The 24,663-nt window shown below is 51.0% G+C and carries 25 protein-coding genes; 22 read left to right on the top strand and 3 right to left on the bottom strand.

The window, feature by feature from the left end; translation table 11 throughout:
* Positions 1-26: 26 nt before the first annotated feature.
* The 14 genes from aceF to QP938_08525 all read left to right on the top strand — a co-directional run bounded on the left by aceF (position 27) and on the right by QP938_08525 (position 15,737).
* On the top strand, positions 27-1,670 hold the full coding sequence (gene aceF, locus QP938_08590; GenBank protein ID WIO73359.1) for a dihydrolipoyllysine-residue acetyltransferase: 1,644 nt from the start codon (positions 27-29) through the stop codon (positions 1,668-1,670).
* A 1,065-nt stretch (positions 1,671-2,735) separates the two neighbouring features.
* Positions 2,736-4,505, top strand: a complete 1,770-nt coding sequence (locus QP938_08585) for a HEPN domain-containing protein (GenBank protein WIO73358.1) — start codon at positions 2,736-2,738, stop codon at positions 4,503-4,505.
* Between the two features lie 302 nt (positions 4,506-4,807).
* Entirely contained in the window at positions 4,808-5,989 is a 1,182-nt protein-coding gene (locus QP938_08580) for a trans-2-enoyl-CoA reductase family protein (protein ID WIO73357.1), read from the top strand.
* 200 nt (positions 5,990-6,189) lie between these two features.
* The gene (locus QP938_08575; protein ID WIO73356.1) at positions 6,190-7,041 is read left to right on the top strand and encodes an MBL fold metallo-hydrolase; all 852 of its coding nucleotides are present in this window, start codon (positions 6,190-6,192) and stop codon (positions 7,039-7,041) included.
* Positions 7,042-7,084: 43 nt separating this feature from the next.
* Positions 7,085-7,318: a DUF2789 domain-containing protein gene (locus QP938_08570; GenBank protein WIO73355.1), complete on the top strand. Its 234-nt coding sequence runs from the start codon at positions 7,085-7,087 to the stop codon at positions 7,316-7,318.
* A 61-nt stretch (positions 7,319-7,379) separates the two neighbouring features.
* On the top strand, positions 7,380-8,345 hold the full coding sequence (lpxL, locus tag QP938_08565; protein ID WIO73354.1) for an LpxL/LpxP family Kdo(2)-lipid IV(A) lauroyl/palmitoleoyl acyltransferase: 966 nt from the start codon (positions 7,380-7,382) through the stop codon (positions 8,343-8,345).
* Between the two features lie 62 nt (positions 8,346-8,407).
* Entirely contained in the window at positions 8,408-9,286 is an 879-nt protein-coding gene (dapA, locus tag QP938_08560; GenBank protein ID WIO73353.1) for a 4-hydroxy-tetrahydrodipicolinate synthase, read from the top strand.
* A gap of 24 nt (positions 9,287-9,310) precedes the next feature.
* Entirely contained in the window at positions 9,311-10,339 is a 1,029-nt protein-coding gene (gene bamC, locus QP938_08555; GenBank protein WIO73352.1) for an outer membrane protein assembly factor BamC, read from the top strand.
* 7 nt (positions 10,340-10,346) lie between these two features.
* A complete protein-coding gene (locus QP938_08550; GenBank protein ID WIO73351.1) occupies positions 10,347-11,102 on the top strand; it encodes an MBL fold metallo-hydrolase in 756 nt (251 codons plus the stop codon).
* A 458-nt stretch (positions 11,103-11,560) separates the two neighbouring features.
* Complete coding sequence (locus tag QP938_08545; GenBank protein WIO73350.1) at positions 11,561-12,211, top strand: OmpA family protein; 651 nt, start codon at positions 11,561-11,563, stop codon at positions 12,209-12,211.
* A gap of 5 nt (positions 12,212-12,216) precedes the next feature.
* The gene (locus QP938_08540; protein ID WIO73349.1) at positions 12,217-13,038 is read left to right on the top strand and encodes a class I SAM-dependent methyltransferase; all 822 of its coding nucleotides are present in this window, start codon (positions 12,217-12,219) and stop codon (positions 13,036-13,038) included.
* A 48-nt stretch (positions 13,039-13,086) separates the two neighbouring features.
* Positions 13,087-13,401 carry a BolA/IbaG family iron-sulfur metabolism protein gene (locus QP938_08535; GenBank protein ID WIO73348.1) on the top strand — a complete coding sequence of 105 codons (315 nt, stop codon included), beginning with the start codon at positions 13,087-13,089 and terminating at the stop codon, positions 13,399-13,401.
* A complete protein-coding gene (locus QP938_08530; protein WIO73347.1) occupies positions 13,394-14,755 on the top strand; it encodes a DEAD/DEAH box helicase in 1,362 nt (453 codons plus the stop codon). Before QP938_08535 ends, QP938_08530 begins: the two co-directional genes overlap by 8 nt.
* Before the next feature lie 283 nt (positions 14,756-15,038).
* Positions 15,039-15,737 carry an OmpW family outer membrane protein gene (locus QP938_08525; GenBank protein WIO73346.1) on the top strand — a complete coding sequence of 233 codons (699 nt, stop codon included), beginning with the start codon at positions 15,039-15,041 and terminating at the stop codon, positions 15,735-15,737.
* A gap of 60 nt (positions 15,738-15,797) precedes the next feature.
* Here QP938_08525 and fnr read toward each other — a convergent pair whose 3' ends face one another.
* From fnr to cobB, 3 genes are all read right to left on the bottom strand, one after another.
* Positions 15,798-16,526 (bottom strand): fumarate/nitrate reduction transcriptional regulator Fnr, encoded by a 729-nt coding sequence (gene fnr / locus QP938_08520; GenBank protein ID WIO75644.1) that lies wholly within the window; start codon positions 16,524-16,526, stop codon positions 15,798-15,800.
* A gap of 44 nt (positions 16,527-16,570) precedes the next feature.
* The gene (locus QP938_08515) at positions 16,571-17,800 is read right to left on the bottom strand and encodes a hypothetical protein (GenBank protein WIO73345.1); all 1,230 of its coding nucleotides are present in this window, start codon (positions 17,798-17,800) and stop codon (positions 16,571-16,573) included.
* Positions 17,801-17,872: 72 nt separating this feature from the next.
* A complete protein-coding gene (cobB, locus tag QP938_08510; protein WIO73344.1) occupies positions 17,873-18,589 on the bottom strand; it encodes an NAD-dependent protein deacylase in 717 nt (238 codons plus the stop codon).
* A gap of 305 nt (positions 18,590-18,894) precedes the next feature.
* On the opposite strand from cobB, the gene QP938_08505 reads away from it, so the two are divergent.
* The 8 genes from QP938_08505 (at position 18,895) to QP938_08470 (ending at position 24,589) form a co-directional block, all read left to right on the top strand.
* Positions 18,895-19,080, top strand: coding sequence for a hypothetical protein (locus QP938_08505; GenBank protein WIO73343.1), 186 nt, complete (start codon positions 18,895-18,897; stop codon positions 19,078-19,080).
* A gap of 198 nt (positions 19,081-19,278) precedes the next feature.
* On the top strand, positions 19,279-19,902 hold the full coding sequence (gene ccmA, locus QP938_08500; GenBank protein ID WIO73342.1) for a cytochrome c biogenesis heme-transporting ATPase CcmA: 624 nt from the start codon (positions 19,279-19,281) through the stop codon (positions 19,900-19,902).
* Positions 19,902-20,600, top strand: a complete 699-nt coding sequence (ccmB, locus tag QP938_08495) for a heme exporter protein CcmB (protein WIO73341.1) — start codon at positions 19,902-19,904, stop codon at positions 20,598-20,600. Before ccmA ends, ccmB begins: the two co-directional genes overlap by 1 nt.
* A complete protein-coding gene (locus tag QP938_08490) occupies positions 20,593-21,369 on the top strand; it encodes a heme ABC transporter permease (GenBank protein ID WIO73340.1) in 777 nt (258 codons plus the stop codon). Before ccmB ends, QP938_08490 begins: the two co-directional genes overlap by 8 nt.
* 2 nt (positions 21,370-21,371) lie before the next feature.
* Positions 21,372-21,572: a heme exporter protein CcmD gene (gene ccmD, locus QP938_08485; protein WIO73339.1), complete on the top strand. Its 201-nt coding sequence runs from the start codon at positions 21,372-21,374 to the stop codon at positions 21,570-21,572.
* Positions 21,573-21,575: 3 nt separating this feature from the next.
* A complete protein-coding gene (gene ccmE / locus QP938_08480; GenBank protein ID WIO75643.1) occupies positions 21,576-22,073 on the top strand; it encodes a cytochrome c maturation protein CcmE in 498 nt (165 codons plus the stop codon).
* A complete protein-coding gene (locus QP938_08475) occupies positions 22,066-24,060 on the top strand; it encodes a heme lyase CcmF/NrfE family subunit (GenBank protein WIO73338.1) in 1,995 nt (664 codons plus the stop codon). Before ccmE ends, QP938_08475 begins: the two co-directional genes overlap by 8 nt.
* Positions 24,047-24,589: a DsbE family thiol:disulfide interchange protein gene (locus tag QP938_08470; GenBank protein ID WIO73337.1), complete on the top strand. Its 543-nt coding sequence runs from the start codon at positions 24,047-24,049 to the stop codon at positions 24,587-24,589. Before QP938_08475 ends, QP938_08470 begins: the two co-directional genes overlap by 14 nt.
* The last annotated feature ends 74 nt before the right edge of the window (positions 24,590-24,663 follow it).

Raw genomic sequence — 24,663 nt, 5'->3', positions numbered from 1 at the left:
CGAACAGTAAATAAAAGGGTAACAACATGGCTACAGAAATTATTAATGTTCCCGACCTCGGTGGTGCTGATTCCGTTGAGGTAATTGAGATCGCAGTATCGGTTGGCGATAAGGTAGACGTTGAGCAATCTCTGCTGGTGCTGGAGTCCGACAAAGCCACTATGGATGTGCCGAGCCCGAAAGCGGGTGTGGTGCGCACCATACTGGTAAAAGAGGGCGACACCGTTGGTGAAGGTTCAGCCATTATCGAGCTGGAACTGGAAGATGGCGAAGCGTCGGAAGAGTCTGCCCAGGCGAGCGATGATCCTTCACTGGAAATTCCATCGGTAGAGCCGGCTGCTGAAGAAGCGAGCAAGCAGGAAAGCAAGCCTGCTGCTCCGGCTGGCGAGGCCAAGGCACAAGATGTTACCGTGCCGGATATCGGCAGCGACGGTAAGGTTGATGTTATTGAACTGAGTGTTTCTGTTGGCGACACCATCGAAGAGGGCGACACCCTGATGGTGCTGGAGTCCGACAAAGCCACGATGGATGTTCCGGCGCCATTTGGCGGCGAAGTGGTTGAGCTGAAAGTTAAAGAGGGTGACAAGGTTGCTACTGGCGACTTGATTGCCGTCGTTAAGGGTGCGGCTTCTGCTTCAGTTGAGGAGTCTGCTGATGAGTCCAGCGAAGAAGCGGCTCCACAAGCAGCGCCTGCACCTGTTAAACAGGAAGTGCCGAAAGCGGAAGCCAAGCCGGCGGCAGCGGTTACTGCTGCGCCGAGTGGCAGTGTTCACGCTGGCCCGGCTGTTCGCAACCTGGCTCGTGAGCTGGGTGTGGATCTGACCAAGGTTGCCGCAACCGGCCCGAAAGGTCGCATCCTGAAAGAAGATGTTAACGCCTACGTAAAATCTGCCGTTCAGAAAGCGGAAACTGGTGGCGCATCTGCCGGTGGTGCTGCAATTCCTCAGGTGCCGGAAATTGATTTCAGCCAGTTTGGTGAAATCGAACTGGTCAAGATGTCGAAAATCGCCAAAGTCACTGCGGCCAATATGCAGCGCAGCTGGTTGAACGTACCTCACGTTACCCAGTTTGACGATGCCGACATTACTGAGCTGGAAGCTTTCCGTAAATCGATGAAAGCGGAAGCGGAAAAACGCGGCACCAAGTTGACGCCGGTTCCGTTCCTGCTGAAAGCTGTAGCGTCTGCGATCGAGAAGAACCCTGCGTTCAATCGTTCGCTGCACGCGGATGGTGAGCACATTGTTCAGAAGAAATACATTCACATCGGTATGGCGGTAGATACTCCGCGCGGACTGGTGGTGCCGGTTATTCGCAATGTCGACAAGAAGGGCATTTGGGAATTGACCGAAGAGGTGATGGAGCTGGCCGTTAAGGCTCGCGATGGCAAACTGACTCCGGCAGAAATGCAGGGTGGTTGTTTCACCATTTCCAGCCTCGGCGCAATTGGTGGTAAAGGCTTTACCCCGATTGTGAACACGCCGGAAGTAGGTATTCTGGGTATTTCCAAAGCTGAAATTAAACCGGTTTGGAACGGTTCGGAATTTGTACCACGCAATATGCTGCCACTGTGCCTGAGCTACGATCACCGCGCTATCAACGGCGGCGATGCCGGTCGCTTCCTGACCACACTGGTGGATTTGATTGGCGATCTTCGCAAGCTGATTTTGTGATTATTGATCGCTGTTCAAACAAAAAGCCCGGCCAATTGGTCGGGCTTTTTGCTTTTGGGGACGTGTCGTCCTGAGCACAGCGAAGGACCTCTTGGGTCATGTTTGCTCGATACCCATTAGGAGCACAAACCCCGCCCTTACCCAACCACAACAGGCCCGCCCTCATATACCCCAAATCGGGCAAACCTGTTCCGGTTGTGCAAGGGCTCGCTTGGGTGCCAACCATTTTCCGTCATCCCTGCGCCCCACTTGCCGTCATCCCCGCGCAGGCGGGGATCCATCTTGAACGGTACTCACTATCGCTGGCGATTCTGCCAATCGGTGCCAAAAACCCGCCCTTGCCCAACCACAACAGGCCCGCCCTCATATACCCCAAATCGGGCAAACCTGTTCCGGTTAGGCAAGGGCTCACTTGGATGCCAACCATTCTCCGTCATCCCCCGTCACCCATTTCCCGTAATCCCCGCGCAGACGTGCAACCACCTCCATCCGTCATTCCCGCGCCCCACTTTCCGTCAACACCGCTCCCTATTCTCCGACATCACCCGCTACCCACTCCCCGTCATCCCCGCGCAGGCGGGGATCCATCTTGAACGGTGCTCTGTATGAGCGATGTGTCGCCAGGTGGCAAGGTCGATATATATCTTGTCAGCCTGAGCGCAGCGAAGGACCTCTTGGGTGCTGCGTGCCACTAAAACCCACCCACGTCTTGATCCCACAAAGATATCCCTTTATTGTTCAACAACTGAAGTGCCTGGTGAGCAAGTGCTCATTGATAGATCGAAGGAATGGTGACTGGGCTATTTGGATCTCCTCTCCAAATTGTGCTGTAACGACACGCAGTATAATTTCTCCTTCCTCTCTCAAGGGAAATTCCAGAATTAATTTCCCGTGTATCTGTATTGAAAATATTTTATGTGGATAAAGTTCAATAAAATCATTGGCTTATAGGCTGGCTGAATTCTCGATAATATCTAAAACGGGATTCCTGATAATAATTGTTATGAGGGCTTGTTCCTCTTAAATAGGCTGTTAGATCCCTTTGCGCCACTAAGGAAATAGGATATGAAGTTTAGAACTCTTAGAAATTGGGAAAAGCCAGAAGAGCTAGAAGGAATGGTGTTTTTTGCCCAACTACTCGAAGAGTTGCTTTTTGACTATAGTCTTGACACATATAAGCCTTCTGCCATGAATACTAGCACCTTATGTGGGGAGGCTAGGGGGCTTATAGGAGATATTGAGCAAGAGGTAATAGATTCTGCTAACTTGAATTATGTGTTGGAAGAGCTGGTAGTAAATCTGAAAAAAGATGAGGTGGCTAGTGGTCTTGTCGACATAGATGTTATAACAATAGAAAATAAACTTGTTAAAGAAAATACAACTTTAACGGAAAAGAAAACGATAGTTGAAATTTTACACTCACAGATATTGTTGTCTAAATACAAAGAAAAAACAGAGTCTTTACTCATGGAGGCTATTTCAGCTGCGGGAGAGAAGAATCGAATAAGAGCGCTTGCCAGAAGTTATATTACTACTTTAATTAGCTTGGGATACAGTACAAGGTATCTGTATCCTGCTGTGAGACGATTTTTCTATTGGGGTGAGAATAGGATTACGAAAGTTGAAGATTTAAAAATATTCTTTGATTTGGTTTCCGGAAAGAGATATCAATATCGCGCTGTGCTCAGGGCGTCAACTCTTTTTGATGAGATTAAGGATTCGTGTGCGCCTTTCAAAATAGATATCACCAAGATCCTTGATGAAGAAACGGCAGGGTATGCACGTGATAAAAACTTTAGTGTTGGTGATGATGAATCTTTTCTCGTAGTTAACGATATAGAATCTTTAGATGTATTTTCTGCTAGAGATCATGCTGAAAGCAGGGTGGAAAGGCTTAGTACACTTGTGAATTTCTTTCACCACAAAGAAGTTCCTACTTGGGAGAAGAGCGCCCTCCTAATCAATCTTGATACAGGGAGGCCTAGAAAAATTTCTAGTGCCGAAAATCCCATGCTTATGTGCTCGGATATGAAGACGGCTGAGGCGGCAGTTAAACTAAATAGTTTTATCAATGAATTTGATCTTCAATTCGTTAGTTTTCAGAGGTTTATCCGTGCTGCCGAGCTTCATTCTCTTGCGCTAAGGAGTGATTCGCCTGAAAATCAGTTGTTAAACCTATGGGTGGCTCTCGAGACAATAGTTCCAAGTAAGCTTGGCCGAAGCAAGGCGAAAATCAATAATGTAATCGATTCAATCATACCATTTTTATCATTAAATTACATTTACTCACTCACAGATAGGCTGGTCCGGGACTATAGGATCTGGAACAGGTCTGCACTTAATCGCGCTCTTCATGGCATCGATGGAGATAATGATAGGCAGAAATTCATTAGGTTGCTGTTGTTGGAAGATTGCGCGGATGCAAGGTCGTCCCTTTACTCTGATTTGGGTAACTTTTATTTGCTTAGAAATAGAACTCACTATTTTGCAACAAGCCTTTCCTCTCCAAAGAAAATATCACGGATTTTAAAGGCTCATGCCGATAGGGTGGATTGGCAAATTAGAAGAATTTATAGAACGAGAAACCAAATCGTTCACGCAGGCCACACTCCTAGATATATCAATGTTTTGATAAAGAATATTCATGACTATCTGGATATTGTGCTCGGAACAATCGGTGACCTTGCATCTGACGGAGAAAGGTTTAGAACAAATGATCAGATCTTCAAGTATGTTGAAATCAAGTATCTTGAGTATGAGAAGGAATTAAAAGATGCTGCCGGAAATATTAATCAAGAGAATATTGAGGCCCTAGTAATTAATAAGAGAATCTAACACAAAGAAAGAGGGCAGAGCCCTTTGTGAGTAACTTGTGCCATCTAATAACTCTGCCCCCTTTGCTCCTGAACCAGTACTTTGGCCTTCCCGGTTAAGCCGCGACGATTTGTGGGTGTTATGAGGAGCGGCTTAACCGGGAAGGCCAAAGTGCGGCACTACATGGCACCAACTCAAATCACTAATTCACATCTACAACCCCAACCCTCCCCAACTAGCTGATTCCAAAGCCAAATCAGGGTATTATTGCCGCCTTTGTGGCGGTGTGAAGTGACCGCTGAGAGCCTAACTGGAGATTTTGAATGATCATCAAGCCTAAGATTCGCGGTTTTATCTGCACCAATGCCCATCCGGCCGGTTGTGCAGCTAGCGTGAGCGAGCAAATTGAGTATGTGAAGCAGCAGGGTCCTGTTGAGGGCGCTCCCAAGAAGGTACTGGTGATCGGTGCTTCTACTGGTTACGGGTTGGCTTCCCGCATTACTGCCGCGTTTGGCGGTGGTGCTGACACTCTGGGTATCTTTTTTGAGAAGCCACCGACCGAAAAGCGCACGGCGTCTGCCGGTTACTACAACTCAGTTGCCTTTCAGGATGCGGCACGCGCTGCCGGTTTGTACGCGGAAAGCCTGAATGGCGATGCGTTCTCCAACGAGCTGAAAGAGCAGACCATTGCCAAGCTGAAAGCGGAAATGGGCCCGGTTGATATGGTGGTTTACAGTCTGGCGTCTCCGCGTCGTACTGACCCGAACACCGGCGAAACCTACAGCTCTACCCTGAAGCCGGTTGGCCAGAGCTACACCACCAAAGGCCTGAACACTGACACTGAAGTGGTTAGCGACGTTACCGTTGAGCCAGCCACTGAAGAAGAAATCGCCAACACCGTTAAGGTGATGGGCGGTGAAGACTGGGAAATGTGGATGGACGCCCTGGCCGACGCTGGCCTTCTGGCGGAAGGCTGCAAGACCGTTGCCTACACCTACATCGGTAAAGAGCTGACCTGGCCGATCTACGGCAAGGCCACTATCGGTAAGGCGAAGGAAGATCTGGATCGCGCCTCTAAAGCGATTAACGAAAAGCTGGAAAAAATTGGTGGCGAGTCTCGTGTTGCGGTTCTCAAGGCCGTTGTTACCCAAGCCAGCTCCGCGATTCCGGTAATGCCGCTGTACATCTCCCTGCTGTTCAAGGTGATGAAAGAGCAGGGTTGTCACGAGGGTGTTATCGAGCAGATCTACAGCCTTTTTGCAAATCAGCTTTACACCACTGGTGAGCGCGATATCGACGAAGTCGGCCGTCTGCGTGTGGACTTGAAAGAGTTGGACGACGCCATTCAGGACAAGGTGAAAGAGCTGTGGGCTCAGGTGAACACTGAAAACCTGCGTGAGCTGTCTGACTACGCTGGTTATCAGGAAGATTTCCTGAAGCTGTTCGGCTTTGGCTTTGAAGGTGTTGATTACGATGCCGATATAAGCCCGCTTGTAGAGCTTTAATTCTCTAAAATTCCGGTCTTTGCGAGGAGTCCGCAGGACGACGCGGCAATCCAGTGCCTTCGGGCTTGTTGGAAGACACTGGTTTGCGTCGCTACGCTCGCAATGACGGAAAGGGGAGTTTGTCAGCGTTCTGGGAAAGGCAGCTTCGGCTGCCTTTTTTGTTTATTCTGAAATTCACAAACAATTTGTTTATCCCGACTATGCACTCACTCATTCAGCTCTCTCCTCTGGTTCGCCGCATCACTGCGCCCAACCCCGGGCCGATGACCTCGGCGGGCACTAATACTTATCTGGTAGGGACGGATGAGATTGCCGTTATTGACCCCGGCCCGGCTGTCGACAGTCATATCGAAGCGATTCTGGCGGCTTGTGATGGCAAGTTAAAATGGGTAGTTGTCACTCATACTCATCCGGATCATTCGCCAGCTACTCAGGCGCTGATAGCAGCAACGGGGGCACAGCCGGTCGGATTGGTTATGCCGGATGATGGTCATCAGGATACGACTTTTCAGGTGGCCAAAAATATTGAAGACGGTGAAATTCTGGCTGCGCAGGGGTTTAACCTGCAGGCCATTTACACGCCGGGCCATGTGGGGAATCACGTCTGCTATCTGCTGAAAGAAGAGGGCGTGTTGTTTGCCGGCGACCATATCTTCGGTGGCGGCTCGGTGGTGATTATTCCGCCCAGCGGGGATATGAAGGCTTATCTTGAGTCGCTGGAGAAGTTGAAAGAATATCCGGTTACCGCCATCGCCCCTGGCCATGGGGATGTGATGCAGCATCCGGATGTGGTCATTAACAGTCTTATCGCTCACCGCCTGAAGCGGGAGCAAAAAGTGCTGGAGAAGATGGCCGAGCTGGGCGAAGCCAGCCTCGACAAGCTGTTGCCAGCGGTTTACGACGACGTGGATTCACGGTTACATAGAATTGCCCGCTATTCGCTCTGGGCGCACCTGCTGAAACTGGAAAAAGACGGTGTCGCGGTCAAAACCATTGATCGTCACTGGGCGTTTGGTGAGGAGCACTGGCAAATTAGTGGAAACAGGCCCTGAGGGGTCTATAACTATAGGGAAGCCATGATCTGTTGTTGTCGTTATGGATACTGTTCCCCACACATTACCTACTTTGTTTGATCAGCTGGGCCTGCCCTCCATGGAGGAGGCTATTGACCGCTTTATTGAAGAGCATGCCCCATTGGAAGCCAGTCTCTGTCTGACCGAAGCGGAATTCTGGAATGATTCGCAAAAAAGCTTTCTCCGTGATGCCATTCGCGATGATTCTGACTGGGCCGAAGTGGTTGATCAGCTTGATGCCTTACTAAGGATTTAATCGATCTGACCAACAGCGTAATAGCCGCTATAATGCCGAACTTTTGACTAAAGTCGGCTCCATGGAAATTCGCCCTCACTTTTCACGTGCTCTTTTGCACCCAAAACATTGGTTGACCTGGATTGGTCTGGGTTTTTGGCGTCTGTTGGTAATGCTGCCGTATTCGGTGCTGCTCAAGCTGGGCCGATTTACTGGCTGGCTGATGTACCACACTGGTAAAAAGCGCCGCTATTTTGCTGAGCGCAATCTTGAACTCTGCTTTCCGGAAATGAGTGCAGAGGCTCGTAACAAGCTCTTAAAAGAAAACTTTGCCAGCAGTGGTATTGCCCTGTTTGAAACCGGCATTGCCTGGTGGTGGTCGGCGCGACGCTTTAATCGGTTAATGACATTTGAAGGTCTCGAAAACCTGGAAAACCTCAATGGCCGCGGCGCCCTGTTGATGGCCCTGCACTACACCACACTTGAGATGGGTGCAGCTGGGATTAACAGTAAAGCCTGTGTTGATGGTATGTATCGCCCCAACAATAATCCGGTATTTGATTATGTGCAGCGCAAGGGTAGGGAAAAACGTGGCCAGAGATCTCGTGCCTACCCGCGACGCGATCTGCGCGGTGTGCTGAAAGCGCTGCGTCAGGGGCGCGTTCTCTGGTATGCGCCGGATCAGGATTATGGGCGCAACCAGAGTATCTTTGTGCCTTTCTTTGGTGTTGAAGCGGCAACCGTGGTGGCAACCAGTCGATTGGCAGGCAAAGGCAATGCAGCGGTGCTTCCTTTTACTCACCATCGCAAGCCGGATGGCAGCGGCTACCTGATCAAGGTTCACCCACCACTCGAGAATTTCCCTACAGGCGATGAACGAAATGATACGCTGAGAGTCAATCAGTTGGTTGAGCAGTTTGTTCGCGAGTGTCCGGAACAGTATTTGTGGGTACACCGTCGCTTTAAAACTCGTCCTGAAGGTGAACCCTCTCTCTATTCGGTCGAAAAACGCCGTCGAAGCCGCAGAAAGAGGCGCAAAGGTGCTTGAGCCGTTCTGCGGTGACCAGTACCATAGCTCTCCTTTACCCATATAACACATAAGGAATTTTTATGATCACCGGCAGTATTGTTGCCCTCGTAACCCCGATGATGCCTGACTCCAATCTGGTGGATTGGGCCAGCCTTAAACGGTTGGTCGACTGGCATGTAGAGGCGGGCACCAGCGCTATTGTTGCTGTTGGTACAACCGGTGAATCAGCGACTTTGGATATGGGCGAGCACAAGGCGGTGTTGAGCCTGGTAGTGCAGGCTGCAAATGGCCGCATCCCGATTATTGCGGGTACGGGTGGTAATTCCACGGAAGAAGCGCTGGAACTAACTCGCCAGGCCAAGCACGCCGGTGCGGATGCCTGTCTGTTGGTGACTCCGTATTACAACAAACCAACCCAGAAAGGCCTGTACCTTCACCACAAATTGATCGCTGAATCTGTCGATATCCCACAGATTCTGTATAACGTTCCGGGTCGTACTGGTGTGGATATGCTTCCGGAAACGGTTCGCCAGCTGGCTGAACTCCCCAATATTGTGGGTATTAAGGAAGCCACTGGTGATCTGGAACGAGCTAAAGAGTTGATCGAAACCTGTCCGGAAGGCTTTGCGATTTATTCCGGTGATGATTTCACTGCCACTGAATTTATTCTGATGGGTGGTAAAGGCGATATCTCTGTTACCGCTAACGTTGCTCCTGAAAAAATGGCCGAGATGTGTCAAGCGGCGTTGGATGGAGATGCGGAGCGAGCCAGGGCTTTGAATGCGGTTCTGGATCCACTGCATCACGCTATGTTTGTTGAATCCAACCCGATTCCGGTAAAGTGGGCGGTTGCAGAAATGGGCAAGATGTCCAAGGCAATCCGTTTGCCGCTGACCGAGCTCTCCGAAGAGTTTCATGAACAGGTTCGCAGTGCCATGAATGGCGCCGGCGTTCTGTAATTTCGATTATTGTCGAGGAATATAATGACCAAGAAGAATCTGGCAATAGCGATCGCAGCCTCTCTGAGTTTGACGGGGTGTGGTCTGTTTGGTGATACCTTTCGCGATCGCAGTAATGATTATCAACTTGCCGAGGAGCAAGCGGTTCTCGATGTGCCAGAAGGTATGGATGCGGAGAGTCTGGGTGAGGTTTACCGGATCCCCTCGATTGCTGACGATACGGTTATTCCTAACGAGTTTGAAGTTCCTCGTCCGCGTCGTGCTTCTGAAGTCAGTTTTGAAGACAAGATCAAGATTCAATCCCTGGATGACAAGAGTTGGGCACTGGTTCAGGCTTCTCCAGCAGAAGTGTGGCCCAAAGTGCGCAATGCGCTTTCGCGTAATGCATTGCCGCCAGCAGTGGCCAATGCCAGCGACGGAATTATGGAAACCGTGTGGGTCAACTTTGAAAATGACGAAGAGTATTCGCATCGCTTCCGTGTAAAAGTTGAGCCGGGTGTTCAGTTGAATTCAACCGAAGTCAGCGTGCTGCACAATCAGGCGATGAAAGGTTCCGAATCTGCCCAGACCTGGCCGGAAGCCTCCAATGATTCTGCTCGGGAACAAGAAGTTCTCAAGCTGCTGGCAGAAACCCTGGCAGGGGATGTGTCTGATAGCACTGTGTCCCTGCTGGCGCAGTCAATCGGTGGCAAGCCGAAGGTAGAAGTGGTTACCCCGAAAGGTGCTGAACCCTACATCCTGATTAAGCTCAGCTTTGAGCGCTCCTGGGCCTCAGTGGATTACTCTGCGCAGCGTGGCGAATTCAAAACCGTCGATAAAAACCGTGACGAGGGTATTTTCTACGTCCAGCTCAAATCCGAGGACGAGGACGGCGGCTGGTTCAGCGGCTGGTTTGGCTCGGATGACGAAGAGTCGCGCCGGGTGGATTACCATATTCTGTTGAAAACCGTCGACCAGGGTGTCGAGGTCCGAATCGTAAATCCGGACGGTTCTAATCCTGAAGAGAAAGCGGCCCTGCGCCTTCTGAAAGAACTTCGCGGCAACCTCTCCTGAGGTTGTTGTGAGGTTTGCCTCCCTTGGCAGTGGCAGTAAAGGCAACGCCACACTGGTAGAGTGTGGCGACACCTGCTTACTTGTTGACTGCGGATTTTCCATACGCGAAACGGTTAAACGGCTGGCTCGACTGGAGCGAACGCCGGAGCAGCTAAGCGCAATTCTGGTTACCCATGAACACGGCGATCACCTTAAAGGTGTGATGCCGCTGTCACGCCGCTACAAAATACCGGTATACCTCACAGCAGGCACGGCCAGGGCCGGCAAAGTTGATGAACAGGCTGTAAACCTTATCGAAGGTGAGCAGGCACTGAATATTGGTGAGCTTGAAGTGCAGCCTGTAGCAGTACCCCACGATGCCCGGGAGCCCGTTCAATACCTGTTTAGAAGTGATCGCCATTGCCTTGGGGTGTTGACGGATCTAGGTAGTGTTACTCCCCATGTTGTTGAGTCTTACCGCAGTTGTGATGCACTTTTACTGGAGGCGAACCACGACCTTCAAATGCTGGCTTCAGGCCCATATCCCCAATCGTTGAAACGCAGGGTTAGCAGCCATTGGGGGCACCTGAATAATATTCAGTGCGCTGATCTACTCAGTCAGGTTGAGCGAGATCGTCTTCAGCACCTGGTGTTAGGGCATATCAGCCTGAAAAATAACGCTATCGAGAAAGTGCAGGAGGCAGTGTCCTCCCTGGTGAGTGAAATCAAAGAGGTTCACTATGCCTGTCAGGACGAGGGGTTTGGCTGGTTGCAACTGGTTTAGACTGTTTCTTACGGACCATTTTGACAAATCCAGTCTCCAATTAATCATTTATGTCCACAGTGCGTAAATGACCTATCTAAACTGTCATCAAACGTCAATAGTTCTCCCTGTACTTTTTGTAACCTATCTAACTTGTTGATTTTAATTGATATTTTATTTTGTTTAAAAAGTCATCAGTTTGCTGGCAGTCGCGTAATATGGGCGTTTGCGATGGTTACAAAAAAGCTATTCACAAAGTTATCCACAGAAGATGTGGGTAACTGGATTTGTTGTAAAAGAAGGCGCAAATTGAGCAATTTGTGGTCATAAGCCTTGGGGTCAAAAAGGAAAGTGTGCTCGGATAGGCAGATCTCATAACTCTACTGGAAAAGCGTTAAACTCGCTGGCATCATGTGATTCCGTTTTTCCTGGAACGCCCTGTTCCGGCGGCCAAATTAGAATGCAAGAGGGATTTTTTTATGAAGAAATTGATTGCAATCGGCGCTGTAGTCCTGATGGCTGGATGTGCCTCTATCGATCCTTACACTGGCGAACAAAAAACCAGTAATACCGCCAAGGGTGCAGGAATCGGTGCGTTGGCAGGTGCTGTTGTCGGTGCCGCTGCCCGTGATGGTGACCGCAAGAAAGGGGCGCTGTATGGCGCTGCTGCAGGTGCAGCCGCTGGTGCCGGTATCGGTTACTACATGGATCGCCAGGAAGCTCAGCTGCGTCAAAAGCTTGAGGGTACTGGTGTTCGAGTTCAGCGCGAAGGTGACAATATTCGCCTGGTAATGCCGAGCAATATTACTTTTGGATCTGATCGTTACGAAGTGCGCCCGGAGTTTTACCCGACGCTTGAGTCTGTAGCCATCGTGATCAAAGAGTTTAACGAAACCAACGTCAGAATTTACGGCCACACTGACTCTACCGGTGCTTCCGAGTACAACCAGACCCTGAGTGAGCGCCGTGCTGCTGGTGTTAGTCAGTATCTGCAGTCCCAGGGTGTAGTTGCCGGACGTCTGTTCTCCACCGGTTACGGTGAGCGCTATCCAGTGGCCAGCAATGACACTGAAACCGGTCGTCAGCAAAACCGTCGCGTTGAGATCGAGCTGCAACCTACCGGAAATTGATCTAATTGTCTGAATTTACAGCAGCACAGCGCTGTGCAGTTGTAGCCGCGCAGGGATATGAAGTCCCGGCGCGGCAACTCGCTGACCAGCTGTCGCTAAGCTTTCTCGACAATATCCCGCAAGAGCCGCCATCATCGGCGGCTTTTTGCTGTGTGTTGGTTTTATCCGAGCGTGGTCTCGGTTTGCAACTTACCGGCCCAAAAGCGCCGGGTGCTATCTACTGCGATTTTGTCGAAGGGGCCAATGCTCATCGGCGTAAATTTGGCGGTGGCAAAAAGCAGGACTTGTCTCGTGCGGTTGGCTTGGATAAGCGCGCAAACCTGCAGGTGTTTGATCTCACGGCCGGGCTGGGTCGTGATGCGTTCGTGCTGGCATCTCTCGGGGCCACTGTGAGCCTTGTGGAGCGCAACCCTGTTGTTCACGCGTTACTGGCCGACGGCATTGAGAGGGCCAGGTTAAGCGATGATGGTGAGCTGGTGACCATCGCCGGGCGAATGCACCTGCAACAGGGTAATGCCCGGAGTCAGCTTGAGGCGATGGCAGATGACAGCGCCGATGTAATCTATCTCGACCCGATGTTCCCTGGTCGGCAGAAAAGTGCCAAGGTCAAAAAAGAGATGCAGGCCTTTCATGCCCTGGTGGGTGCGGATGAAGACTCGGACAACCTGTTGTCTCTGGCGATTCAAAAAACCTATTACCGGGTAGTGGTTAAACGCCCGACACCGGCGCCTTTTCTGGCTGGGCTGGCTCCCAGCTACAGCTTGACCGGTAAATCAACCCGTTTTGATATCTACACCAAGCACTCCTTAACCACCGACGCTCGTTGATACTGGGTTATAATCTCCCTTTACTCATTTAGATCCTAACGAGATTCCATGAATACCCAGTCTCAGATTGAGCAGAAGCTGGCAGCGGCGTTAAACCCCAGCCATCTGGAAGTTCACAACGAAAGTCATATGCACTCGGTGCCCGCCAACTCGGAAACCCACTTCAAGGTGGTGATTGTCAGCGAGCAATTCTCCGAGACACGAAAAGTAAAACGTCACCAGACAGTTTATTCGCTTCTCTCTGATGAATTGGCCGGTGGTGTGCATGCGCTGGCTCTGCACACTTACACGCCAGAAGAGTGGGGGGAGCGCGTTTCTGCTCCGCAATCGCCAAATTGTATGGGGGGTAGCAAGCGTGACTGATACCAACGACCAGGTTGTGATGTTTGAGGACTTTGACCTTCACGAGCGACTGGAAATGGCGCTTGGCAAAGAGGGATTTAGTGAGCCTACTGATGTTCAGAAGCAGGTAATTCCCCTGGCTCTGGAAGGCAAGGATTTGTTGATCACTGCTGAAACGGGCAGTGGTAAAACCGCAGCTTTTCTGTTGCCGATGCTGCAAAAATTTCTGGAAACCGATTCCCCCAACACCAGTACTCGAGCACTGGTGTTGACCCCAACCCGTGAGTTGGCTCGCCAGGTGCTGGCGCACTGTTTGAAGTTGAAAAAATTTACCCACCTGAAAGCAGATGTAATTACCGGTGGAGCCCAGTTCAAATACCAGAGCGCCATTCTTCGCAAAAACCCGGAGATTATTATCGGCACCCCTGGCCGTATTCTGGAACACATTGAAAAAGGCACAGCGGATTTTACCGACTTGGAGATGCTGGTTCTCGACGAAGCCGATCGCATGCTCGATATGGGCTTTAGCGAAGACGTACTGGCCATTGCCAGTACCTGCCAGCCCAATCGCCAAACGCTGTTGTTGTCGGCTACCCTGAAGCATCGTGGAATACGCAAAGTGGCAGATACCGTGTTGCGTGATCCGGAGTCCGTTACTGTTCACAGTGTTCGCAATAAACACAGCAGTATTCGCCAGCAAATCGTGTTGGCAGACGATGTTGAGCACAAGAAAAAACTGCTGTTGAAATTGTTGCAGCAGGAAGAGGCGGGTAAAGCGGTAGTGTTTACCAACACTATTGTGCAGGCGGATAAAGTGGCCGAGTTTTTAAGAAACAGCGAAGTCCGCGCTGGTGTGCTGCACGGCGATATGCTTCAGGACGAGCGCAATTTTGTGATGGACCAGATGCGTCGTGGCCATTTGGATGTGCTGGTGGCTACCGACGTTGCTGCTCGTGGCCTGGATATCCAGGGTGTCGAGCTGGTGGTGAATTTTGATATGGCTCGCAGTGGTGATGATTACATTCACCGAATCGGAAGAACAGGTCGCGCCGGAGAAGAGGGTGTAGCGATCTCCTTTATTATTGCCACCGAATGGAATCTGATGAATTCCATTGAGCGTTACCTGAACATCAGTTTTGAGCGCCGCAAGGTTGCCGGCCTGGAAGGTAAATACAAGGGCCCGAAAAAACTGAAATCATCAGGTAAGGCCGCGGGCACCAAAAAGAAAAAGCAAACCAAAAAAGCGACTGGGAAAACTGCCGCTAAAAAGCCTGCACCAAAACGTAAAGCGGCGGCAGAGAAAAAGCCCGCTCCCCGCAGGAGTTTTGACAGCACTGAGCAGGAAGGTTTTACACCTCTGCGTAAAAAGCGCTGAATTTTAATATATACAGCCGATTGTTTCGGTGCGGACATGGATAGGGTACGGCTTGCTGTGACACGTCGTACTCCCCATAGATAAAGAGTCATCCATGGGGACTCGGGGCCAGCATCCATGCTGGCCACGGTCACAGCAAGCCGTACCCTATCCATGTCTTTCACTTTCGGTGGTACAGCGAGTATTAAAACTCGACGCTCTAGTTAATCCAGATCAATTACCCAAAAATCCAAACGCGTTTTAATGGCCCCAGATGATTCAACAAGTATCTGGAGATAGTCAGATGAGCAAGCGCAAACCACTCTCAATTGTTATTAACACTCTGCTGGGCGGTGCCCTGATTTTGGGAGCGTCTGCCGCTTCCGCATACGACGCAGGAGATAAAATACTTCGCGTTGGTGTGGCATCCGTACAGCCCAACGACAGTAGCTCCGAGCTGGCACTGGATGGTACTGCAATCAGTGGTTCCGAGGCTGGTGTTAAAAGCAACGAACAGTTGGGTATAACTTTCACCTACATGCTCAGTTCCGACTGGGGTGTTGAAGTGCTGGCAGCTACTCCGTTTGAGCACGATATTGTTGCCAATACAGGGGCACTGGGTCTGGGAACAGTTAATGCCGGTTCTACCAAGCATCTGCCGCCGACTTTCTCACTGCAATATTACCCAATGGATGGAGCTTCCAATATTCAGCCTTACTTTGGGATTGGATTGAACTACACCAAGTTCTTCTCGGAAGATGTCGCAAGTGATCTGGAAGGGGTGCTGGGTAATGGCTCGTTGAAGTTGGATGACTCTATTGGTCTCGCTTTTGAAGCTGGTATTGATTATGCCATCAACGACAAGTGGCAATTGAACGCATCAATTTGGTATGCCGACATTGATACTGAAGCAACTTTCAAATTCGATGGGGGTAATACAATAAAAACTGATGTATCCATCGATCCGCTGGTATCGATGATCTCTCTGAGCTACAAGTTCTGATTGGGACTTGTATTTAGGCCGGGCATTGCCCGGCCTTTTTTGTTTGGGAAAAATAAAATTTTAAGTGTTGGCCAGTGCGCGCAAACCGTCGAGATCAAGAATGGTAATCTCTTTTTTATCGACGTCCAGAATGCCCTGTTTTTGGAAGCGACTGAAAACACGGCTAACAGTCTCAACGGTTAGGCCGAGATAGTTGCCGATATCGGCACGGGACATTGGCAAGCGCAATTGGGTGCCGGAAAGTTTGCGGCGAGCGTTGCGGCTGGAAATGCTCAAAATCAGAGTGGCAACACGTTCTTCAGCGCTGTTTTTGCTGAGCAGGGTAATCAACTGTTGATCGTTGGTAATTTCACGGCTCATCAGTTGGAAAAAGTGGCGTTGAAGCGAAGGAATATTTGAGCTCAGTTCTTCCAGTCGAGAGAAGGGAATTTCGCAAACGGCTGAGGTTTCCAGGGCAACGGCGGAATTGACGTATTTGTTGTGGCCAATGCCGTCCATCCCGAAAATTTCACCCGGCAGGAAAAATCCGGTGACCTGTTCCTGACCGTCATCGTTTACGTAAAACGATTTAATACAGCCACTACGTACCGCATACACGGATTTAAACTCTGTTCCGGCATGGTAAACGTTGTCGTCTTTATGGAACGGACGGCCCCGTTGAACGATTTTATCGAGTTGGTCAATTTCGTCGTTCTGCAGTGCCAGCGGAAGGCACAGTGCATTCATGCGGCAGTCGCCGCAACTAACCTGTGTGTGGGGACACTTCTTTTCTTGTGGGTTGGCTGTCATGGAATTCTCTGCCTCTGGAATGCGGGCTATCGCAGTAGTCAGCATTATAAGCATTTCTGTTGTTGAGACACACCGCTATTCGCGGGCATTGCCTCCAGCAGGTGTCGGTAGAATTGGCGCAGAAATACCATTCCGGACAGAGTCAGGTGCCACTGTTGGCTGTCATGCTCCAGCCACAGTTGCTCGGCAGCCCTTGAAATCTCTTGAGTAACCCCGGATTGCAAAGATGTCGGCAGGCTTTTAACCGTGTGATTTTCGATTTTTCCGTAGCAAAACAGTGACTGAAGCAAGGCTTGCAGTTCATTGGGGATCTCATTGGTAGCGAGCTGCTGGTAGGGTAGCTTTTCTTCACTCAGTAGCTGCAAATACTGCTCGGGAGATCTGGTGTTTCGGTAGAGGTAGTTACCCAGCTGACCGTGGGCGCCAATACCGGTGCCAAACCAGTTTTTGATGTTTGGCGAGCTGAACCCCCATGGGGTGAATTGCAGGTTTTGCTCGGTCAAATTTTTAAACAGGTGGTTGTCCCGGCTGATAAAAACATGATTGCCCAAGAGTGTATAGCCACGCTCGGTCAGTAATTTAATGATACCAAGATAGTAGTTGCGGTCTTCACGGTTGGGTTCTGATCGGGAATGATCCTCAATTCCCGACAACTCAATTTGCTGTGGACTGTACAGTAGCAGGCTAAGTAGTAATTGCTTCAGTCTGGCTGGATCGCGGAAATGCTTGAGGTGGATCTGGCATTGCAGTTCCTTGAAGCCAAAATTGCTGAACAGGTCGATATTGTCGGCAACCTTATTCATCCAGTCATTTTGAGATAATTCAGCGCAATCACCAAAATGTAAACGCAGTTGTTTGAAGCGTAACCCTTTCAGTAGCGCCAGGGTGTTTGGATTAACACTTGCGTGGCACAGATCAATACCGAATTCACCATTCTCGCTGTCACGCATGGGAAACAGGCTGCCAATACGGTGAACCAATTCAGTTAATTCGGCAGCGCTGAGCTGATTTATGCCGGCACCACGGAAGCGAATTTGCTCTACGGAGCGGTACTTTCCAATCAGGGTGCTGTACAGGGACAGTTCCCTTAGAAGTCCGTCAAATAGATCACTGCTCCAGTGATCATCCACAGTGATGGATAACCCGAGCGGAGATATGCTGGGCAGATGGATATCTTTGGTGAAGCGCTGATCAACCCATTTTGGCCCTGGATGGTAAAGGTGTTCAAAGGCCGCTGGAATAATTGCCGCGTTTTCAATCGTTGTATGGCTCATGGCATCCTGTTTATAAAATATACCGGATGCTTGCATGGTAGGACGGTGCCGGGAGTTAGGGGATGACTTGGGTCAACTGGTAGTCAGGATCTTCTGGAAAAATAGTGGTACTTGCTCGGTGGCAGTACCCTGAATCTTCTCTGCAAACCATGAGGCTGTGTTGGAAGCTTCCAGATTGATTTCCACGGTGTGGGCGCGGGCTTCACGGGCCATTTGGACAAATCCTGCCGCCGGGTAGACATTGCCCGAGGTGCCAATGGCTACAAACAGATCGCAATTTGCCAGTGCAGCGTAGATTCCTTCCATTTCTAGCGGCATTTCGCCAAACCAGACCACGTGGGGTCGTAGGTTTCCGGGTAAGCGGCAGCAAGGGCAGTGGTCCTCGATTGATGCGTTGGAATCCCAGGAGTGGATTTCTCCACTGTGCTGGCAACGCAGTTTAAGCAGTTCACCGTGCATATGAATCAGGTTGCGGCTGCCGGCGCGTTCATGCAGATCGTCGATATTCTGGGTAACCAGCAAGAACTCTCCACCCCAAAGCTGCTCGAATTCAGCCAGGGCGTTATGGGCGGCGTTGGGCTGTACCGATTCGCTCAGCAGTTGTTGGCGACGTTGATTGTAGAAGTCGTGAACCAGCGCGGGATTGCAATCAAATCCCTCCGGGGTGGCGACATCCTCAATTCGGTGGTTTTCCCACAATCCATCGGCGGCTCTGAATGTGCGAATGCCCGACTCGGCTGAGATGCCAGCGCCTGTCAGAACGACTATGGATTGATAGCGTTTCAGCATGCTTATATCCGAAAGAAATGGCTGTTGTTAAGGGTAACCGCCAATAGTGACGAAGTGCACATTTTTTATCGCCACAAAGGCCGATTTTCTCTTTGTAGGAAGCGTTGACCGTCTCATGGTGTGAATTATTTTTCAAGTCATTGAAAAATAAAGGTTTATTTTTCTTGCCGAAATGCCGTTTTCATAATAATTTTGCGACAAATTGGAGGCGATTTTCGTCGTCAGTTTGGGGTCTGCATCTAAGCCTCAAAAGGTGTGTGGGCAGGCGGGTTATCTGACTTTGTTGTCTATATAGGTGTCTGAATATGGGCCGCGAACAATTGGATGACGACTTCGAAGAAGTTGAAAGTGAAGAAGTCAGTGATGATGATGTAGTCACCAATATCACTGCCGGTATGGAAATTGACGCCCGGCGTCGCTTGGAAGAGCGACTCGAGCAGCGCCGCTTGCAGCGCGAATTGGGCGACTACGATTACGACTTCGACGACTAGTTGATCCTGAAAAACCGTCTTAAGAGGCGGTTTTTTTGTATCCATCTACTTTCACTCCAGTGACAGCTGGATCGTGGGGCCTGTATCCGTTTCTCACAAACCATTCACCAGTTGATTTGACGCACTGTAACAGTCTGTAACAGGCGTGCTGCTTCTGTATAATGTGCGCTGTTTTTATTCCTGAAATGGTGCACACCGTTGAGCAATCAAACTTTGCTGTCTGCCGAACAACTCGCCTTTGAGCGGGATGATCGCGTGCTGTTTGAAAACCTCAGCCTGAGTGTGCGATCAGGCGATATTGTCCAGGTGGCGGGGCCAAATGGTGCCGGTAAGACTACGCTGCTGAGAATTCTTACCCGATCATTGGTGCCAAACCGTGGCGAGCTGCGCTGGTGCGGCAAGCCGGTTCGACAGTGCGCCACTGAATACGCCAGTAACCTGTTGTATTTGGGGCACCAGTCAGGCATCAAGGCGGTACTGACGCCGGAAGAGAATCTGGGTTGGATGACTCAAACCGGTCTTACCCGTACAGACTGCACAATCTCCCAAGCTCTCAAGCAGGTGGGTTTGGCTGGTTACGAGGATGTGCCTTGTTACAGCCTTTCTGCCGGTCAGCAGCGTCGAGTGGCACTCGCGAGGTTGCACTTGAGTGGTGCCGCGCTGTGGATTCTGGATGAGCCCTTTACCGCCATTGATAAGCAGGGGGTGGTCGAATTGGAGCAGTTGATTCGCCAGCACGCTGAGCGGGGCGGGGCAGTGGTGTTAACCACTCACCAGCCACTCAATATCGACTCGGTTCGAACTCTGGAGCTGGCTGCCTGATGAATTTCGATCTACCGGTTCGCCCGCTGCACAGTGGCTTCACGGCGGTGCTCAAAAGAGACCTGCTGATGGCGTTTCGGCGCCGTGGAGAGCTGGCTAATCCACTGGTGTTTTTTCTAATCGTTCTGACCATGATTCCGCTGGCAATCAGCCCGTCACCAGAGCAGTTAGCCAAGATCGCTCCTGGCATAATCTGGGTGATGGCGCTGCTCGCGACGCTGCTCTCGATTGATGGCCTGTTTCAAAGCGATTATCAGGATGGTTCGCTGGAGCAATTGTTGATTAGCCCTCAGCCGGTGTGGTTATTGGTGCTGGCGAAAGTTCTGGCGCACTGGTTGGTGACCGGTCTGCCACTTACCATTCTTTCCCCGCTGCTGGGGGTGATGATGTCGTTGCCTGAGGCTGGTTATTTGCCGATGATTGTCAGTCTGTTAATGGGAACTGCGGCATTGAGTCTGATCGGTGCCATAGGTGCGGCGCTGACGGTTTCCCTGCGTCGAGGTGGCTTGTTGTTATCGCTGGTAGTAACGCCTCTTTATCTACCGATTCTGATTTTTGGCGCTGGCAGTGTTCAGCGCGCGGTTGATGGCTTTGCAGTTGGTGGCACACTGAGTGTTGTTGGCGCGCTGTTGGCTCTGTCTCTTTTGATTTCTCCGTTTGCCACATCGGGTGCGCTTAAGGTGAGTATGCATGGCTAGTAATGCTAGAAATTGGGCGTGGTTTCATAAACTCGGTTCGCCCAAATGGTTTTATCAGAACAGCGGCAAATGGCTGCCCTGGATTGCCGTTATCACTGCGCTGCTGCTGCTGGTGGGGCTGACCTGGGGGCTGGCATTTGCACCGATGGACGCCAAGCAGGGCAACAGCTTCCGCATTATCTATATTCATGTGCCGGCAGCATTTCTGGCGCTGGCCGGTTATTACATCATGGCCATCTCTGGAGCGGTTGGACTGATCTGGAAGATGAAGCTGGCAGATATGGTAATGAAATCAGCTGCCCCTATCGGCGCAGTGCTGACCGCCATCGCCCTGATTACCGGTGCGATCTGGGGTAAACCGACTTGGGGTACATATTGGGTCTGGGATGCGCGTATTACCTCGATGCTGGTGTTGTTTTTCCTATACCTGGGGGTGATTGCCCTGCAGGAAGCTTTTGACAACCCGGACTCGGCCAACAAGGCCAGTGCAGTGTTGTCGCTGGTGGGCACGGTTAACATACCGATCATCTATATGTCGGTTGAGTGGTGGAATACCCTGCACCAGCCCGCCACCATCAAGTTGACCGAAGCGCCATCCATGCATCCGGATATGTTTCACCCGCTGATTGTCTGTATTCTGGGATTCTACGGTTTTTATGCGCTGACGCTGATATTGGCTACTCGCAGTGAAATCCTGTTCCGCGAGCGACGCACCAAATGGGTTCGCGAGTTGTTGCCATCAGCTGCACGATTGAAGAGAGGGGAATAAGGTTGTTTCAGTTCGACAGTTTCAGTGCCTTTTTGAACATGGGCGGCCACGGCCCCTATGTGTGGTCGGCGGTAGTTATTTCACTGCTGTTAATGGTTTTTCTGGTGGTAGCACCTTTGCGTCGCAAGCGAGCACTGTTGCAACAGATAGACCGTCAGGTGCGCCGCGAAGAAGCGGTTATGCATACCGGTAAAGAGGTGTAAGTGATGAATCCAGTACGCAAGCAACGCCTGATTTTGGTTTTGTTTATCGTTGCGGTGGCCTCAGCTGGTGTGGCGCTGATCATGTCCTCTCTGAGTACTAACCTGAACCTGTTTTTTACCCCGAAAGAAATCTTTGCCGGCCTGGCGCCGAGTGATGCCCGAATCCGCGCTGGCGGAATGGTGGTGCGAGGCAGTGTTGAGCGCGACAGCGAATCGCTGTTTGTACGCTTTAAAATTACCGATGGCGAAGCCCAGTTGGAGGCGAATTACACCGGTATTCTGCCGGACCTGTTTGCCGAAGGTGAGGCCGCTGTAGTGGCGGGGCGCATGGATAACAACGGTGTATTCCAGGCTGACGAAGTGCTGGCCAAACACGACGAAAACTACACGCCACCGGAAGTCGCTGAAGCGATGGAAGGTGCCATGGAAGAGGCGCACGAAAAACACCGTCCTCAAAAGCAGCAGCCTAGCTTGAAGGAATTGGAACAAGTTTATGAGTGATAGTCTGCTGCTGGTCCCCGAACTAGGGCACTTTGCACTTATCCTTGCCCTGTTGCTGGCCGCCGTTCTGACGGTTGTGCCAATCTGGGGTGCAGCGCTGGGTAATCAGCGCTGGATGGCTATGGCGCGTCCGCTGGCGTTGGGCCAGATGGTGTTTGTGAGCCTCGGTTTTCTGTGCCTCGCATACGCTTTTCTGCACGATGACTTTTCGGTTGCCTATGTAGCTGCCAACTCCAATAGCCAGTTGCCGGACATCTACAAATTCACCGCTGTATGGGGTTCTCACGAAGGTTCGTTTTTACTGTGGGAATTGATGCAGGCAGGGTGGACGCTTGCAGTGGCGCTGTTCAGTCGCAATTTATCGCAAACCCTTATGGCGCGAGTGCTGTCGGTGATGGGCGGCATCAATGTCTGTTTCCTGCTGTTTTTACTGATTGCCTCCAACCCGTTTGAGCGAATCCTTCCGGTTTTCCCCGGCGACGGCAACGATCTAAACCCATTGCTGCAGGATGTGGGGATGATTATTCACCCACCGGTTCTCTATATGGGTTATGTGGGATTCTCTGTGGCGTTTGCCTTTGCTATGGCGGCACTCATTGGTGGCCGCCTTGATACTGCATGGACTCGTTGGGTGAGACCCTGGACCAACACTGCCTGGGCGTTTTTGACCATCGGTATTGCCCTTGGCAGTTGGTGGGCTTATTACGAACTCGGCTGGGGTGGTTGGTGGTTCTGGGATCCGGTGGAGAACGCCTCCTTTATGCCCTGGCTTGCTGGCGCTGGCCTTGTGCACAGTCTGGCGGTATCGGAAAAGCGCGGGATCTTCCGGACCTGGACACTGTTATTGGCAATTCTGGCATTCTCGCTGAGTTTGCTGGGTACCTTCCTGGTGCGTTCAGGAGTGCTGACTTCGGTTCACGCCTTTGCCCTTGACAGCGAACGCGGTATTTTCATTCTCGCCATTCTGGGTGTGGTGATCGGCGGCTCGCTGCTGCTGTTTGCCCTGCGCAGCCATGTGATTGAAGGGGTTGCCAAATTTGAGTGGCTTTCCCGGGAAATGTTTTTACTGCTCAACAACATTCTGTTGATGATTGCCCTCTCCATTGTTTTTATCGGCACCTTGTTCCCGCTCGTGTACGAGTGGATGGGATTGGGTAGGGCATCTGTTGGAGCGCCATGGTTTAACCTGGTGTTCAGCCCGGTATTTCTTCTGTTGATGACGCTGTTGCCAATTGGTGCAGTATTGCGTTGGAAGCGGCACGATTTAGCCAGCTTGATGGCACAAATTCGCTGGCCTCTGCCGTTCAGTGTTGTAGTGGGTGGTCTGTTCCCGCTGCTGTATGGCGATAAGTACTCCTGGCTGGCGGCGCTTTCGGTAGCGGTTGGTGTTTGGGTGTTGGCTGTAACTGTCGACGACTTGTGGCGCAAAAGTGCTAACAGTAAATCACGTTGGCAAGGTCTGCGGCGTTTAAAAGGCAGCTACTACGGCATGACCCTGGCCCACAGTGGCTTGGCCGTGGCTTTATTAGGCGTGGCGCTGACGTCTATTTATGAAACCCGAATCGACGTTAACCTGGAGCCGGGAGAAAGTGCTGAGCTTTCCGGTTACCACTTTGAATTCGTACGACTGGAGCCGGTGGAAGGTTCTAACTACAGCGGCTACCGGGCTCTCACCAGAGTGGAAAAAGACGGTGAAACTGTTGCCTTGCTGAAGCCGGAAAAACGGCTTTATTCGGCTCGGGATCAGTGGATGACTGAGGCTGGGCTGCAAGCCGGTTTCTGGCGTGATCTGATGGCGACCATGGCGACACCGACTGAAGGCCGGGGTTGGCAGATGAGTTTTCAGGTAAAACCCTTTGTGCGTTGGATCTGGCTTGGAGCCATTCTGGTAGCGCTTGGTGCAATGTTGGCGGCGCTCGATAAGCGTTACCGTCGCGCCAAAGCAAAAAATGAAGTCATTGACGGGGTGACAGGTGCAGCAGTTTAAACGCTTTATTCCACTCATTGCGTTTTCCGCTTTTGGCCTATTGTTGTGGTGGGCACTCACCTCTGAGCGGGATATTCAGGCAATACCTTCGCCGCTGATTGGTAAACCGGTCCCGTCGTTTGAGCTGCCATCCTTGCAGACTTCTGAGGCTAAGCTCAATAACAGCGTCTTTGAGGGGCGTGTCAGCCTGCTCAACTTTTGGGGAAGCTGGTGTGTGGTCTGTATTGATGAGCATCCTTTTCTCAATGATCTGGCCGGGCGTGGCATCAATATTATCGGCGTAAATTACGACGATACAGATAGCGATGCACTTGCCTGGCTGGAGCAGCGCGGAAATCCATACAGTAATGTTATGGCGGAACGTAGCGGGCAGTTTGTAATTGATCTGGGCGTGTATGGAGCGCCGGAAACCTTTCTGGTCGATAAACAGGGCATTATTCGCTACAAACACGTCGGCCAACTCACGCCTGAGCTGTGGGCGGCAGAAATTGAACCCCTCTATAAAAAGTTACTTTCAGAAAATCATTAAGGGCACTTCTAAAAGTGCCCTTAAGTTTTTTGTGACCTGGTCGATATATGTCTATGCTTGAATCTTTGTCGAGC

This window comes from Porticoccaceae bacterium LTM1 (genome assembly GCA_030252795.1).
Classification (GTDB): domain Bacteria; phylum Pseudomonadota; class Gammaproteobacteria; order Pseudomonadales; family Porticoccaceae; genus SCSIO-12696.
The sequence above is the reverse complement of the archived record's forward strand: the minus strand, read 5'-3'. Positions and strand labels throughout refer to the sequence as shown.